13 protein-coding genes are annotated in these 13,759 nt (G+C 67.5%); 4 read left to right on the forward strand and 9 right to left on the reverse strand.

Annotated elements, in window-relative coordinates:
• The first annotated feature begins 13 nt into the window (after positions 1–13).
• A complete protein-coding gene (locus ACSSVZ_RS02050; RefSeq protein WP_453967938.1) occupies positions 14–1,918 on the forward strand; it encodes a TRAP transporter permease in 1,905 nt (634 codons plus the stop codon).
• Positions 1,919–1,973: 55 nt separating this feature from the next.
• Here the strand turns inward: ACSSVZ_RS02050 and ACSSVZ_RS02055 are convergent, their stop codons facing one another.
• Together ACSSVZ_RS02055 and ACSSVZ_RS02060 are read right to left on the reverse strand one after the other, a co-directional pair.
• Entirely contained in the window at positions 1,974–2,654 is a 681-nt protein-coding gene (locus tag ACSSVZ_RS02055) for a GntR family transcriptional regulator (protein ID WP_453967939.1), read from the reverse strand.
• 161 nt (positions 2,655–2,815) lie between these two features.
• Positions 2,816–3,352, reverse strand: a complete 537-nt coding sequence (locus tag ACSSVZ_RS02060) for a cupin domain-containing protein (RefSeq protein WP_453967940.1) — start codon at positions 3,350–3,352, stop codon at positions 2,816–2,818.
• A 222-nt stretch (positions 3,353–3,574) separates the two neighbouring features.
• Between ACSSVZ_RS02060 and ACSSVZ_RS02065 the strand changes: the two genes are divergently transcribed.
• The 3 genes from ACSSVZ_RS02065 to ACSSVZ_RS02075 all read left to right on the forward strand — a co-directional run bounded on the left by ACSSVZ_RS02065 (position 3,575) and on the right by ACSSVZ_RS02075 (position 7,212).
• A complete protein-coding gene (locus ACSSVZ_RS02065; protein WP_453967941.1) occupies positions 3,575–4,396 on the forward strand; it encodes a fumarylacetoacetate hydrolase family protein in 822 nt (273 codons plus the stop codon).
• A gap of 221 nt (positions 4,397–4,617) precedes the next feature.
• Positions 4,618–5,934: a phytoene desaturase family protein gene (locus ACSSVZ_RS02070; protein WP_453967942.1), complete on the forward strand. Its 1,317-nt coding sequence runs from the start codon at positions 4,618–4,620 to the stop codon at positions 5,932–5,934.
• 141 nt (positions 5,935–6,075) lie between these two features.
• The gene (locus tag ACSSVZ_RS02075; protein WP_453967943.1) at positions 6,076–7,212 is read left to right on the forward strand and encodes a CaiB/BaiF CoA transferase family protein; all 1,137 of its coding nucleotides are present in this window, start codon (positions 6,076–6,078) and stop codon (positions 7,210–7,212) included.
• 7 nt (positions 7,213–7,219) lie between these two features.
• Here the strand turns inward: ACSSVZ_RS02075 and ACSSVZ_RS02080 are convergent, their stop codons facing one another.
• The 7 genes from ACSSVZ_RS02080 to ACSSVZ_RS02110 form a co-directional block, all read right to left on the reverse strand.
• Positions 7,220–8,404 carry an enoyl-CoA hydratase-related protein gene (locus tag ACSSVZ_RS02080; protein ID WP_453967944.1) on the reverse strand — a complete coding sequence of 395 codons (1,185 nt, stop codon included), beginning with the start codon at positions 8,402–8,404 and terminating at the stop codon, positions 7,220–7,222.
• An 89-nt stretch (positions 8,405–8,493) separates the two neighbouring features.
• Entirely contained in the window at positions 8,494–9,204 is a 711-nt protein-coding gene (locus ACSSVZ_RS02085; protein ID WP_453967945.1) for a nitroreductase, read from the reverse strand.
• A gap of 21 nt (positions 9,205–9,225) precedes the next feature.
• A complete protein-coding gene (locus ACSSVZ_RS02090; RefSeq protein ID WP_453967947.1) occupies positions 9,226–10,032 on the reverse strand; it encodes an FAS1-like dehydratase domain-containing protein in 807 nt (268 codons plus the stop codon).
• On the reverse strand, positions 10,029–10,844 hold the full coding sequence (locus ACSSVZ_RS02095) for an HpcH/HpaI aldolase/citrate lyase family protein (protein WP_453967948.1): 816 nt from the start codon (positions 10,842–10,844) through the stop codon (positions 10,029–10,031). Before ACSSVZ_RS02095 ends, ACSSVZ_RS02090 begins: the two co-directional genes overlap by 4 nt.
• 4 nt (positions 10,845–10,848) lie before the next feature.
• Entirely contained in the window at positions 10,849–12,012 is a 1,164-nt protein-coding gene (locus ACSSVZ_RS02100; protein ID WP_453967949.1) for an acyl-CoA dehydrogenase family protein, read from the reverse strand.
• A gap of 35 nt (positions 12,013–12,047) precedes the next feature.
• Positions 12,048–12,953, reverse strand: coding sequence for an SDR family NAD(P)-dependent oxidoreductase (locus tag ACSSVZ_RS02105; protein WP_453967950.1), 906 nt, complete (start codon positions 12,951–12,953; stop codon positions 12,048–12,050).
• A gap of 26 nt (positions 12,954–12,979) precedes the next feature.
• A complete protein-coding gene (locus ACSSVZ_RS02110) occupies positions 12,980–13,753 on the reverse strand; it encodes an enoyl-CoA hydratase/isomerase family protein (RefSeq protein ID WP_453967952.1) in 774 nt (257 codons plus the stop codon).
• Positions 13,754–13,759 lie beyond the last annotated feature (6 nt).

Below are 13,759 nucleotides of genomic sequence, written 5' to 3' on the forward strand. Positions count from 1 at the left end.
ATCGGGGTCTTCGATGGGGTCTGCGTTCCTGCGTGCGAACGCCACGGCAGTCCGATGGGTCGCCATCGGACTGGGCGTCTTCCACCTGCTCAATGTCGGCGGAGTCCTCGTGCTGTCGACGATGCAGATCCGTCTCGTGCACCTCGGTGCCGTGCTGGTGCTGCTCTATGCCACCACACCGGCCGTCGCTCCGCGGGACGTCCGATCCCGCGGGATAGGTGCCTGGCTCGATGCCGCGCTCCGAGCGCTGTTCGTCGCCGCCGCGATCGGCTGCAGCGCCTACCTGCTGTCGCGCTGGGAGGCGATCGCGTTTTCCGGCGGCATGACGACGACCCTCGACGCCTGGGTCGGTCTCGCCGTCATCCTTCTGGTTCTCGAGGGCGCGCGGCGGCGGGTCGGTCTGGCGCTGGCGCTGATCACGCTCGTCTTCTTCGTCTATCCGTTCGTGTGCCCCTATCTGCCGGGGCTGCTTCATGGCCGAGGCTACGGCGTCGAACGGGTGGCCACGTTCCTGACGACGACGACGGAAGGGGTCTACGGAATCCCGCTCGGTGTCTCGGCCACCTACATCGTGATGTTCACGATATTCGGGGCGTTTCTGTCCGTTTTCGGCGCGGGGGACTTCTTCTTCGCTCTGTCGCACCGCTTCACCCGGTCGATGCGGGCGGCATCGGCCAAGACCGCGGTCATCTTTTCCGCACTGCTCGGGATGATCTCCGGGTCGGCCGCCGGCAACGTCGCCGTCACCGGCACCCTGACCATCCCGATGATGAAGCGTGAGGGCTATCTCCCCCATCAGGCCGGTGCGATCGAGGCGGTCGTCTCCACCGGCGGTCAGATCATGCCGCCGGTGATGGGGGCGGCGGCCTTCATCATGGCCGAGATCATCGGCAGGCCGTATTCCGACGTGATGCAGGCAGCCCTCATCCCGGCGCTTCTGTTCTTCCTGTCGATTCTGCTCATCGTGCACCTCCAGGCGATGAAGCTGGGCATCGGGCGTGCCTCCGAGGGGACCGGCGAGGTGCCGGCGGAAACAGGGAAATCGCTGTTCGTTTCGGGCATTCCCTACGTGGTGCCGTTCGCAACCCTGGTCGGGCTGATGGTCAACGGCTATTCGCCGTTCAAGGCGTCCTTTGCCGCCCTCGGCCTGCTGCTGGTGCTCTGCGCCGTCATGCACCGGCCGGCGCCGCTCGATTTTCTGCGGCGCACCCTGAACGCGCTCGAGCAGGGCGTCATGGCCGTCGTCCCGATCGCCGTGGCTTGTGCCGCGGCCGGCATCATCTCCGGCACGCTGGCCATGTCGGGTCTTGGGTCGAAGATCTCGTCGCTGATCGTCGCCGCCTCGGCGGGCGTCCCGGTGCTCGCGCTGGTGCTGACCATGCTCGTCGCGGTGGTGCTGGGCATGGGGCTGCCGACGACGGCCGCGTACCTGATCCTGGCGACGGTGGTTGCACCGGCCCTCGTCAAGATGGGCGTGCCGCTGCTGACGGCGCACATGTTCGTCTTCTTCTACGGCTGCATCTCGACGATCACGCCACCGGTGGCGCTCGCCTCCTACGTCGCCGCGAGCATCGCGAACTCGAGTATCTCGAAGGTGAGCTGGACGGCCTTCCGCTACGGCCTGACCAGCTACATCCTGCCGTTCATGTTCTTCTTTGGCCCGGCCTTGCTGATGCAGGGCACGACGAGTGAAATCGCGATGGCCGTGGCGAGCGGCATCGTCAGCGTGTTCTGCTTCGCCGCCGGCATCGTCGGATGGCTGAGACGTCCGCTTGGCGTGCTATCGCGCGGGCTGCTGATCCTGGCGGGACTGCTGCTGCTCTACCAGACGCTGGCGACCGATCTCGTCGGCCTTGCGATGCTCGCCGCCATCTGGATCGCTCTTCGCCCGGCTCAGGCGACCGCCCGGACGGTCTGAACGGCGGCCAGCCCGGTCGTGGTGCGATGGGCGGAGCGTGCGCCGCGCCGATCCGCTATTCCGCGGGGGGCAGGCGGTCGCGGACGTAGTTGGCCGTCGAGGCGTAGTGTTCGTGCAGCAGCCGCACCGCGTTGTCGGTGTCGCGGGCGAGCGCCGCCTTGGCGATGGCGTCGTGCTCGTCGCCGACGTTGCGGCCGGGGTAGGCGAAGGGCCCGGCGATGTTTCGATAGCGGATGTTCTGGTCGTAGAGCTGGTCGCAGATGCGGATGGCGATGGGCGACTGGCACCCCTGGATCAGCGCCATGTGGAAGAGCTTGTGCTTCTCCTCCCACTCCACGTTCGGCTCGAAGCTGTCCGCGCGGGTCGAGCGGGCCGACTGGCCGAGCCGGAAGTTGGTGCTCAGCACCGCGTCCTCCCAGGCCGGGTCGGCGATGGCGATCGATTCCGCCAGGGCGCGGCCCTCGACCCACAGGCGCACGCGCAGGAGGTCGAGAAACTCCTCCCGGCTGACGCGCGACACCCGGAAGCCGCGGCCTTCGATCCGGTTGACCAGCCGGTCCGAGGCAAGATGGCTCAGCGCCTCGCGGATCGGGCTGGCGCCCGTGTTGTAGGCCTTGGTGAGCTCCTGGATCTTGAGCTTCAGTCCCGGCGGCAACGTGCCTTCGATGATGTCCTGCCGCAGCTGCGCATAGGCCCGCCGGGTCAGGGATTCGGCGGCTGAGTCCACTTGCACCATCACGTCTCTCCGTTGGTCGAACTCGGACCGCCATCCTAGAGCATCGGGCGACCGGGGAGGGAGCTTCGCACGACGGGCCACGCCGTGCGGTAGGTCGTCCGCGCCGCGCGGACGGCCGATACCGCCTTCCGGCCGGGTGCTCGACCCGGCCGTGAAAGGATCTAGCCGTGCTTCGCCACCGCATCCACCAGGATGAAGGCGATCATGCAGGTCTCGGTGCCGCGGTTGGACCAGGCGTGGTTGGTGCCGCGCTGGATCAGCACGTCGCCCGCCTTCAGATGCACCTCGCCTTCGTCGAGCAGCATCGTGATCTCGCCGGAAAGAATGATGGCGTAGTCGACCGAGTCGGTGCGATGCATGAACGGGTGGCGGGCGTTCTCCACGATGTTGTGGGAAGCTCCCATTTCGCCGAAGGCGGCGCGGCCGTCGAGGGTCTTCAGGACCTCCGGGTCCTCGGGCTCGAAGACGCCGATCCGGCAGATGGTGCCGTTCTTCGGCGGATGCAGGACGAAATTGCCGGTCAGCGATTCCGCGGCGCCGTCGTACTCGGCCGGCGCGCCGTCGGTCTGCCAGAGGTTGACGAGGGCGACCCCCGGGCGGTTCGGCCGCTGCAGGATTTCGGTTGCCTCCTGGTCGGAGATCACCACCGCCTTGCCGTCCCGGTCGTGACCCGTAACGACCCGCCTAATGCCCTTCATGCCATTCCTCCAGGGTGTCTTGTTCGCATGCGTTCGTGATTGACGGCAGGGCTTCACCCCGGCGCCAATCAATTCTGTCGATAAAATCGGACGGGTCAATATTACGTCGATTGACGCGCCGCCAATCGCAACTTTATCGTTCGAGGCGAGAATTTGCCACGCCGGAAGGGACGCGCGCGCATGCGATGGACGGTTATCAGGAAACGGAACGGAGAAGCGGGAGTGGCCGTGGTGGACGGCGGCGCGATCGTCGATCTGTCGGCCGCGGATCCGATGTTCGCGGGCGATCTCATGCCCGTCATCGAGGCCGGCGCATCGGCGGTGACGGCGGCGCGCGCGGCCATGGACGGCGCACCGCGTCTGTCGCCCGGTGACGTCGAGCGCGCCCTGCCGGTGGCGCATCCGCCGAAGATCTTCTGCCTTGGCCTCAACTACGTCGACCATGCCAAAGAGGGCGGCTACGACGTGCCGGACTATCCCGCGCTGTTCATGCGCACGATCGGCTCGCTCGTACCGCACGGCGTTCCGCTGGTGCGCCCCCTGTGCTCGGAGCGTTTCGACTACGAAGCCGAGTTCATGGCGGTGATCGGCACCGGGGGCCGCCACATCGCCGAGGCCGACGCCCTCGACCACGTGTTCGGCTACGCGCTGTTCAACGATGGCTCCATCCGCGACTACCAGCGCAAGACGACCCAGTGGACGCCGGGAAAGAACTTCGACAAGTCGGGCTCGATGGGGCCGGACGTGGTGACGCCAGACGCGCTTCCGGCCGGCTGTGCCGGACTGCGCATCCAGTCGCGGTTGAACGGCCGGATCCTGCAGGACGCCAACACCGACGACATGATCTTCAGCGTCGCCCAGACGATCGCGGCCATCTCGGAATTCTCCGTGCTCGAACCCGGCGACCTGATCGCGATGGGAACGCCGCCGGGCGTCGGCCATGCTCGCACCCCGCCCGTCTGGATGAAGCAGGGCGACACCATCGAAATCGAGGTGGAGCACCTCGGCGTGCTCTCCAACGCAATCGTCGACGAAACGCGGTGACGACCGGATCGCGCAAAGCTTCTTGCCCGCCAACTAAGGAGGTTTTCCATCGGAGTTCCGGCAGGAAGAGCAGGTCGGAAAGGCCGCCTGCCACCCAGGCATTCCGGCTTCACCGGCAGGCGGGCAGCAATGGGCATCCAACGTCGGCGCAAATAAAAAACTGTACGTCCGGATTTATATAAAGCAATGTCTCCGGCGCAAGCGAGACGGGAGACAATGCCATGAATGCGGCCACGCGGTTCGACGCGATCGTCATCGGAGCGGGGGCGGGAGGGTGCCATGCGGCGGCGCGGCTGGCCGCGGCCGGCAAAAGGACGCTGCTCATCGATGACCACGACTATCTCGGCGGGCGCGCCGGGACCGAGATCATCGACGGCCACAAGGTCAACATCGGCGCGATCGCGCTCGAACCCGGCGGCGTCTTCGAGGAGACCTTCACGCTTTGCGGAGCGGAGCTTGCGATTCGCGAGCCCCATCCTGCGGCGGTGTTCTTCCTCGACCGCAAGGTGGTGAACGTCCAGAAGGGCGGGCTCGGGCTGTTGCTCGGCGGGCTGACGAAGCATGCCTCGCGGGTTCTCGACCAGTTCGCCAAGGCCAGGGTCGGGGATCTGCCGGATGGGCGCCAGTCGACCGAGGACTGGCTCAACGGTTACACCCGGAACGAGACCGTGCATGCGATCTTCCGAAATCTCTGTGCGGCGATCTTCGCCATGAACGCCGACGAGATCCCGGCGCGTGCGTTTCTGACCTATTTCACGTCCAAGGGCGCCTTCAAGCGCTTCGGATTCCACCCGGACGGGACCATGGGGGCCTGGCAGGCGCTCGCCGATGCCGTGGTGCGGCTCGGTGGCGAGGTCTGGCTCTCCTCGCCGGCGGAACGGATCGAGGTCGAGAACCGCCGGGCGGTCGCCGTCCACATCCGCAAGGACGGCGGCGAAAGCGTCCGGGTCGCGGCCGACACGGTGATCTGCAACGGCGGCCCGAAATCGGTGGTCAAGCTCGCCGGGGAAGCGAACCTCTCTGCGGACTACGTTCGTCAGACCGAGGAGCTTCTGAAGCCGGCGGCCAACATCGTCTACAACTTCGCCTCCCGTGAGGAGATCATGCCGGCGCCGGGCATCATGACGTTCGGCAAGACGCGGCGCCTGTGCAACATGGCGAACCTGACGGCGACCTGTCCGGAGCTCGCTCCTGAAGGTTGGCATCAATACGTGGCCTATGCGGTGCCGAGGCCTGCGATCGGCGCGTTCGACAGCGACGCCGAGGTGTCACTCGGGCTGGAGGACCTGCGCGAACAGTTCCCGGGCTTCGACGACAAGGTGAAGATGCTGTCGATCCGGGTGATGCGCGACGACTGGCCGGCCCAACGCAGCGGTGCAGGCTACGACATGGACCAGGCGACGGGGATCGACGGTTTGTGGTGCGTCGGCGATGCCGTGAAGCTATACGGCAACGGCGGGACGCAGGCGTGCGCGGAAACCGCCAAGGTCGTCGTCGACAAGATCCTCGCTGGCGCTCCTGCAACCGTCACCGCGTAGGCCGGACGTCTTCCGCACAGGCATCGAGGCGGCCATGTCCCGCGCAGGGGGCCGGCGCGTCCGTCTGTCCGCCAAGAACCGACCCTTTCCCGAGGCCGCGATCTGCGGCGCGACCCGCATTGCCAAACCGTCAGGACACCGATGGAGAACAAAGGACCCCTTCACGGGATCAGGATCGTCGAGATGGCGGGGCTCGGCCCGGCACCGCTGGCGGCCCAGCTTCTGGCCGACCTCGGCGCGGACGTCATCGTGGTGGACCGGTCGTCCGCTCCGGCCGATCCGACCGACCTCAACCGGCGCAACAAGCGCTCGATCGTACTGAACCTGAAGGACCCGGGGGCCACGCTGGCCTGCCGGCGCCTGATCGACGGCAGCGACGTTTTGATCGAGGGGTTCCGGCCCGGCGTGATGGAGCGGCTCGGGCTCGGCCCGGAGGCGTGCCTTCAGTCCAACCCCCGGCTCGTCTACGGCCGCATGACCGGTTGGGGGCAGAGCGGGCCGTGGGCCCGTACCGCCGGCCACGACATCAACTACATCTCGATTTCGGGCGCGCTCAATGCCGTGGGTCACCGCGACCGGCCGCCGGTGCCACCCCTGAATCTCTTCGGCGACTATGGCGGCGGCACGATGTTCCTGATCTTCGGCGTGCTGGCGGCCCTCGTGGAGAGGGGAATGTCAGGCCAGGGGCAGGTGGTCGACGCCGCAATGGTCGACGGCCTCTCGGCGATGATGTCGGTCTTCTACATGTTTCAGGCACGCGGCGCCTGGTCGGAAGAGCGGGAGGCAAACATGCTCGACGGCGGCGCGCATTTCTATCGCTGCTACGAGACCCGGGACGGCAAGGCGGTCTCCGTGGGGGCGATCGAGCCACAGTTCTACGCCGAGCTTTGCGAGAGGGCCGGCCTGCCCCACGACCCGCCCGCGGTCCAGCACGACAAGGATGCGTGGCCGGACCTCACCGAGAAGTTCGCCGCCGTGTTTCGCCAGAAGTCGCGGGACGAATGGGCGGCAATCTTCGAGGGAAGTGATGCCTGCGTCGCACCGGTCCTGACCATCGCGGAATCGGAGGGGCATCCGCACCTTCGAGCGCGTGAGGCGCTGTTCCGCGGCGAGGGCAACGTTCTTCAGGCCGCACCAGCGCCCCGCTTCAGTCGTACCCGAGCGCCCGCGGTGAAACCTCCCCGCGGCAAGGGCGCCGACAGCACCGACATCCTGGCGGAAGTGGGCTACTCCGAGTCCGACATCGCGGAGCTGAGCGCGCGCGGAGCGGTGAGCTGACGGCGCGCTACCTGCCTCGAAACGTTGGCGGCCGTTTGGCGATGAACGCGGCAATCCCCTCGGCGACGTCGTCCGACCGGCTTGCCTCGATGATGGCTTCCCGCTCGCCGTTGAGCTGGCCGGCGAGGCTGGTTTCGTAGGTCTGGCGCAGCAGGCGGCGCATGTGCCCGAAGGCAAGGGTGGGACCGGCGGCGAGAGCCGCCGCCACCTTCGCCGCCTCGCCATCGAGGGCGCCGTCCGGCACGACGCGGGCGACGAGCCCCATCTCGACCGCTTCCCGGGCGTCCAGGCGCCGGTTCAGGAGAAACAGCTCCTTCGCCCGCTGCATGCCGACGAGGCGCGGCAGAAACCACGTGTTGCCGCCGTCGGCGGTGAGCCCGAGCCGGCCGTAGCCGAGGGCGAACTGGGCAGTGTCGGAGGCAAGCACGATGTCGGAGACGTAGAGCAGTCCGAGCCCGCCGCCGCCGACCCCGCCGCGTACGGCGGCGACGATCGGGGCGTCCTGGGCGGTCAGCCGCTCGATGGCGAGATGGAACCGATCGATCATGCGCCGGAGCCGGTTCGGCAGCTCTTCCTGAGGGGTATTGGCGAAGAGCCCGACGTCACCGCCGACGGTGAAGTTCGGTCCGTCGCCGACGATCAGGATCGCCCGGACATCGTCCCGCTCGGCGATCTCGGTGGCGGCGTCGAGAAGTTCGTACGCCATCGTCTCGTCGATCGCGTTGCCCTTTTTCGGCCGATTGAGGCGCAGGGTTGCGACCCCGTCGGTGACCGCGAGGCGGACGGTGCGGCGCGGCGCGGCGTCTCGCCACCGGGCGGTGTCCGTGTACTGGGCAAGCGCCGTGATCCGTCCGTCCTTGATTGCGATCACATGGGCAAACGCCGCGTCCAGCTCGCCGCCGTCGTATCGACCCTTGCCCCGGTAGCGGCCGGCCACCAGGAGCCGACCGTCGGCGAGCGGGGTCACTTCCTCCGGCTCGGCGCGCGCCTCAAAGTTCCGGGCGATGACGCCCCAGAATCCGCGGCGCATGGCGTCGGCGCCCTCGTGCACGCCGCCGATGTCGAATGGCATTCCCTCGGCTGCACGGCCAACGAAATCGGGATCGAGGAGGGCGTCGAGCCCGTCGCGATCGCCAGCTGCCAGCGCGGCGTAGAAGGCGCGGGCGATGTCGGTTTCCGTCGTCTCGTTCATCGGATCGTCTCCTCCTGGACCATCGTTGCCCTCGGATCCGGGGCCGATGATCGTTTTCTCGAAGTCGGCTGCCTGCGGCGCCACAGCGCTCAGTCGCGCCAAGTCGCGATCTCGTCGATGTCCGCACGGCGGGTGCGGAATGCGTTGGCGGGATGCGCCTCGTCGGCATGGCCGAAGGTGATCGCGCAGATGACATGGCGGTCGTCGGCGAGGCCGAGCGCGTCCTTCAGAACCTCGGGGTAGGTGGCGACGGCGGCCTGGGCAATGGCGTCCACCCCAAGGCTGCGCGCAGCCAGCAGGAAGGTCGCGATGAAGGCGCCACAGTCGACCGCACCGTAGGGACCGAGCTCAGTGTGCGAGGTCAGGATCGCCGTGTGCGGCGCTCCGAAGAAGCGGAAGTTCTCCAGCGCCTGAAGCCGCGCGGCCTCCCGGTCTCCTCGGGTGATGCCGACGCTGTCGTAGAGCTGATAGCCGCACTCCCGCCGACGTGCCTGCCGGGGGCCGGAATAGCCGGCCGGGAAGGCAAAGTCCGGGCTGGAGGGGTCGTTCGCCCGGGCATGGGCATAGAGGCGCGCGCTCAGGATCTCGAGCCGTTCGCCCTCCACGATGGTCACATGCCATGGCTGGACGTTGCACCACGACGCGCTCCGTCCGGCCATCTCGATCATGCGGACAATAATGTCGCGCGGCACGGGATCGGGTCGGAAGCGGCGGCAGCTGTAGCGTTCCCGCAGCAGTCGATCGAGTATGACGGCCGCGTCGGCGTCAGGGGTGGGATCGGCAGTGGCCGGATGCGTCATCTTAGCCTCGTGGATGGGCGATCAGGAGTAGCTGGCCGCCATCGTTTTGTGGCCGGCAGTGTCCTCCACCCAGACCTCGCCATCGGCGTTTTTCAGGTGGAACGGCTGGCTTTCGAAAAGAGGCGACAGCCCACGATAGCCGAAGAGCGCCGGCGTGGAGCCCTTCAGCCTGGCCGCGTGGTTCATCAGGAGCGTCGCCTGCAGCGGTCCGTGGACGACGAGGCCGGGATAGAATTCCTGGGTCGTGGCGTAGTCGCGATCGTAATGGATGCGGTGGCCGTTGAAGGTGATCGCCGAATAGCGGAACAGGAGGACCGGATCGGCGACCAGTGCGCCGGACGGGTGGTCCCATGCGGCTGGCAGGGCGGCGGCGGCCGTCCGATCCTTGTAGACGAGGTTCTGGATGTCGGTGATCGCGAGCCGCTCGCCGACGCGGTGCTGGTGCTCGACCGTGACGAAGACGAGCGGTCCGTTGCGTCCCGATTTCAGGGCCACGTCTGCGATGTTGGAGGTGCGTCGGACCGTGTCGCCAGCGACGAGGGGAGCGTGAAAGCGGATCTCGCCTCCCGCCCACATCCGGGATGGCAGGGGAACGGGCGGCAGAAAGCTGCCGCGTTCGGGATGACCGTCGGGAGCGAGTTCTTCCGGGGGCACGATCTCGGGCGACAGGCACCAGTGAATGCCGAGCGGGGCCGCACCGTCCGACGGCGCAAGCCTGGCGCCGAATGTTGCCTGGAACTTGGAGACGAGGGCATCTGTGATGACGTCGGTCGTCTCCCTGCTGCGTCCGATCCACCCCTTGAATCGATCGATGTCGATTTCGGTCATCGAAGCGCCTCGATCCGAGCGAGTACGTCGCGGGCACGGGCCAGCACCGGCGCATCGACCATCTGGCCATCGATGGAGCGTGCGGTCCCGTCGGAGGCGGCAGCGACCACACGCCGGGCCCACTCCACAAGGTCGGCGTCTGGCGCGTAGCCGCGCCTGGCTGGCCGGAGCTGGGACGGATGGATCAGCAGCTTGCCCGTAAAGCCAAGTCCGGCACCGTAGGCGGCGTCGGACTCCGTGAGCGCCGGGTCGGAGATGCTTGTGGTCACGCCGTCGATCGGGCCGGCCTGGCCGGCAAGCCGGGCGGCCAGCACCATTTCTGAGCGCGCGGAAAGCAGCGGCTCGCGCGCGTGGGCGCAGCCGAGATCGGCGGCGAGATCGATGGAGCCGAAGGCGGTCCGGTCGGAGTGCCGCGCCACCTCTCGTGCGTTGGCGACGCCCGCCGCCGTCTCCACCAGCGCGATCAGCCCCGTGCCGGCGGGCAGGGCGGCGCGCACGCCGTCCAGGGCGGCTGCGTCCTCCGCCTTCGGCAGGACCACGCCTGCGATCTCCAGGTTCGCCACGGCTGCCAGGTCCGCCGCGTACCAGGGCGTTCCGATCCCGTTGATCCGCACGAAAACCGGTACGCCGCTCCCGGGACCGGGAAGGGCCGAGACGAGCGCCTCGCGGGCGGCATCCTTGTCGTCCGCCGCGACGGCATCTTCCAGGTCGACGATCACCAGATCGGTGCCGGCAGCCCTCGCCTTGGCGTACCGCTCCGGCCGGTTGCCGGGCACGAAGAGCGGGAAGGAGAACCGCGCGAACGTGGCCATGGTCTCAGAACGAGCGCGGCATCTCGAGCACATGCTCGGCGATATAGGACAGGATCAGGTTGGTGGAGATGGGGGCCACCTGGTAGAGGCGGGTCTCGCGGAACTTGCGCTCGATGTCGTATTCCTCGGCGAAGCCGAAGCCGCCGTGGATCTGCAGGCAGGCATTCGCGGCCTCCCACGACGCATCGGCGGCAAGCAGCTTGGTCATGTTCGCCTGCGCGCCGCACTCTTCGTGGGCATCGAACCGCCGGCACGCCTCGAAGCGCATGAGGTTGGCAGCTTCGACGTTGACGTAGGCGCGGGCAAGGGGGAACTGCACGCCTTGGTTCTGGCCGATGGGCCGGTCGAAGACGATCCTCTCCTTTCCGTAGGCCGCCGCCTTCTCCAGGAACCAGTAGCCGTCGCCGATGCACTCGGCGCCGATCAGCACGCGCTCGGCATTGAGCCCGGAGAGGATGCAGCGGAAGCCGCGCCCTTCCTCGCCGATGAGGTTCTCTTCGGGGATTTCGAGGTCGTCTAAGAAGACCTCGTAGGTCTCGTGCCCGACCATGTTGCGGATCGGCTTGATGTCCATCCCCTTCCCGAGGGCGTGCTCGAGCTCGACGATGAAGACGGAAAGTCCGTCGGACTTTTTTCGAACGTCTGAAAGCGGGGTCGTGCGGGCGAGCAGGATCATCAGGTCGGAGTGCTCGATGCGGCTGATCCAGACCTTCTGCCCGTTGACCACGTAGCGGTCGCCGGTCTTCACGGCGGTGGTCTTGAGCTTGGTGGTGTCGGTGCCGGTGGTGGGCTCGGTGACCGCCATCGACTGCAGCCGCAGCTTGCCGGCGGCGATCTGCGGCAGATACTTCTGCTTCTGCGCCTCCGAGCCGTGCCGCAACACGGTGCCCATGTTGTACATCTGGCCATGGCAGTGGCCGGCATTGCCGCCGCCGCGGTTGATCTCCTCCATCACGATCGACGCTTCGGTGAGGCCGAGGCCGGAGCCGCCATACGCCTCGGGGATCATGGCGGCGAGCCATCCCGCGTTGGTCAGCGCGTCGACGAATTCCTCCGGGTAGGATTCCTTCGCGCCGTGTGCGCGATGGTACTCGGGCGGGAACTGGGCGCACAGATCCCGCAGGGCTTCACGGAGGTCGTCGTGGGATGACGGGGCGCTGGTCTTCACGTTGCGGATCCTTGAACTGAAGTTGTGCGTGCCGGTCAGACCGGGTCCCAGCTGAAGACGTCAGCGGAGACCTCCAGATCGTAGAAGCTGGCCCGCAGGGCCGGGATCGCATGGTCGGCGACCGTTTCGGCGGTCCAGCCCTCGCCGCGATGGACCGAGCGCAGCGGGCGCGGCTGGCTGAACACGAAGATCTCGTTGTTGCGCACCGAGAAGATTTGTCCGTTCACGCCCTCGGACCGGTCCGACGCCAGGTACACGACCAACGGTGCGATCTTCGCCGCCTTCATCTCCTTCAGCCGGCGCACGCGCGCCTCCTGCTCGGGGCTGTCGACCTTGATCGAGGAGGTCATGCGGCTCCAGGCGAACGGAGCCACGCAGTTCGACCGCACGCCCCAGCGGGCGAGATCGAGGGCGATCGACTTGGAAAGGGCGAGCATCCCCATCTTGGCGGCCGAATAGTTGGCCTGGGCGAGATTGCCGATCATGCCGGAGGTGGACGTCATGTGGATGCAGGAGCCGGAGCCCTGCCTGCGGAAGACATCGGCAGCTGCGCGGGAGACGTTGAAGGCTCCGTAGAGATGCACCTTCAGGACCGCGTCGAAGTCGCTTTCCTCCATCTTGTGGAAGAAGCCATCGCGGGTGATCCCGGCGTTGTTCACGACGGCGTCGAGGCTGCCGAAGGTGTCGACGGCCTCGGCCACGGTGGCACGGACGGCGTCGGCATCGGTGACGCTTGCGGTGCTGGCGATCGCCCGGCCGCCCTTCTCGACGATCTCGTCGACGACCGCCTGGGCCGCACCGTGGTTCTCCGCCTCGCCGCTCAGCGTCACCCCGACATCGTTCACCACGATGGCTGCGCCGGCGTCGGCGCAGGCGAGAGCCAGGTCGCGGCCGATGCCGTTTCCGGCGCCGGTGATCAGCACCACTTTTCCGTCCAGCATGCGTATGAGGTCCTCCGCTTGCGCCACTACTCGTCCTTGAAGACTGGTGGTCGCTTTTCCTGGAATGCGGTCCGCCCCTCCCGGGCATCCGCGCTCAACAGCAGTTCCGGCTGTACCAGCCGTTCGTAGTCCAGCGCCGCCGTGATCGCCGGCGCGTAGTAGTCCTTGATCGCGCGCAGCGCGCGCGGTGCGAGGCCGGAAACCGTCTCGGCGAGTTCGAGTGCTCTGGCCAAGGTCCGGCCTGGTTCGGTGAGTTCGTCCACCACGCCGAGCTCGCAGGCTTCCGGTCCTTTGACGGTGCGCGCGTAGAGAAGGATCTGCTTGGCCCTGGCGAGGCCGATGCGCCGCGGCAGCGTCTCCAGGAGGCCGTAGTCAGGGATCAGCCCGACCTTCGGAAAGGCCGGAAGGAAGCCGGCCTCCCGCGAGGCGACCACGGTGTCACCGAGGAGCGCGATGCCGAAGCCTGCGCCAGCCGCCCAACCTTCCACGGCGGTGATCACCGGCACCGATGCGCCGGCGATCTGCAGCGCGAGCTTGCGCGAGATGTCGAACTGGACGCGCTTGGCGCCCCGTCCGAGATCCATGGCCCCGAGGTCGCCACCGGAGCAGAAATGGCCTCCGGCGCCGGTCAGCACGACCGCCCGGATATCGGGATCCTCTTCCTGGGCGGCGAAGCCTTCTTCGAGGCCCTTCACCATCTGGGGGTTGAGCGCGTTGCGTCGCGATGGGTTGTTGAGGGTGAGGATCAGGGTCGACCCGCGGCGTTCCGTCAGGATCTGGGGGGCGCTTGACTGCGACACGCGTCC

The sequence above is a fragment of the Amorphus sp. MBR-141 genome, assembly GCF_053628695.1.

What these genes read in the sequence shown, in the direction of transcription:
- ACSSVZ_RS02050 (WP_453967938.1), top strand. Translation starts at nt 14, where the DNA reads ATGGGGTCTGCGTTCCTGCGTGCGAACGCCACGGCAGTCCGATGGGTC.
- ACSSVZ_RS02055 (WP_453967939.1), bottom strand. Translation starts at nt 2,654, where the DNA reads ATGGTGCAAGTGGACTCAGCCGCCGAATCCCTGACCCGGCGGGCCTAT.
- ACSSVZ_RS02060 (WP_453967940.1), bottom strand. Translation starts at nt 3,352, where the DNA reads ATGAAGGGCATTAGGCGGGTCGTTACGGGTCACGACCGGGACGGCAAG.
- ACSSVZ_RS02070 (WP_453967942.1), top strand. Translation starts at nt 4,618, where the DNA reads ATGAATGCGGCCACGCGGTTCGACGCGATCGTCATCGGAGCGGGGGCG.
- ACSSVZ_RS02075 (WP_453967943.1), top strand. Translation starts at nt 6,076, where the DNA reads ATGGAGAACAAAGGACCCCTTCACGGGATCAGGATCGTCGAGATGGCG.
- ACSSVZ_RS02080 (WP_453967944.1), bottom strand. Translation starts at nt 8,404, where the DNA reads ATGAACGAGACGACGGAAACCGACATCGCCCGCGCCTTCTACGCCGCG.
- ACSSVZ_RS02085 (WP_453967945.1), bottom strand. Translation starts at nt 9,204, where the DNA reads ATGACGCATCCGGCCACTGCCGATCCCACCCCTGACGCCGACGCGGCC.
- ACSSVZ_RS02090 (WP_453967947.1), bottom strand. Translation starts at nt 10,032, where the DNA reads ATGACCGAAATCGACATCGATCGATTCAAGGGGTGGATCGGACGCAGC.
- ACSSVZ_RS02095 (WP_453967948.1), bottom strand. Translation starts at nt 10,844, where the DNA reads ATGGCCACGTTCGCGCGGTTCTCCTTCCCGCTCTTCGTGCCCGGCAAC.
- ACSSVZ_RS02105 (WP_453967950.1), bottom strand. Translation starts at nt 12,953, where the DNA reads ATGCTGGACGGAAAAGTGGTGCTGATCACCGGCGCCGGAAACGGCATC.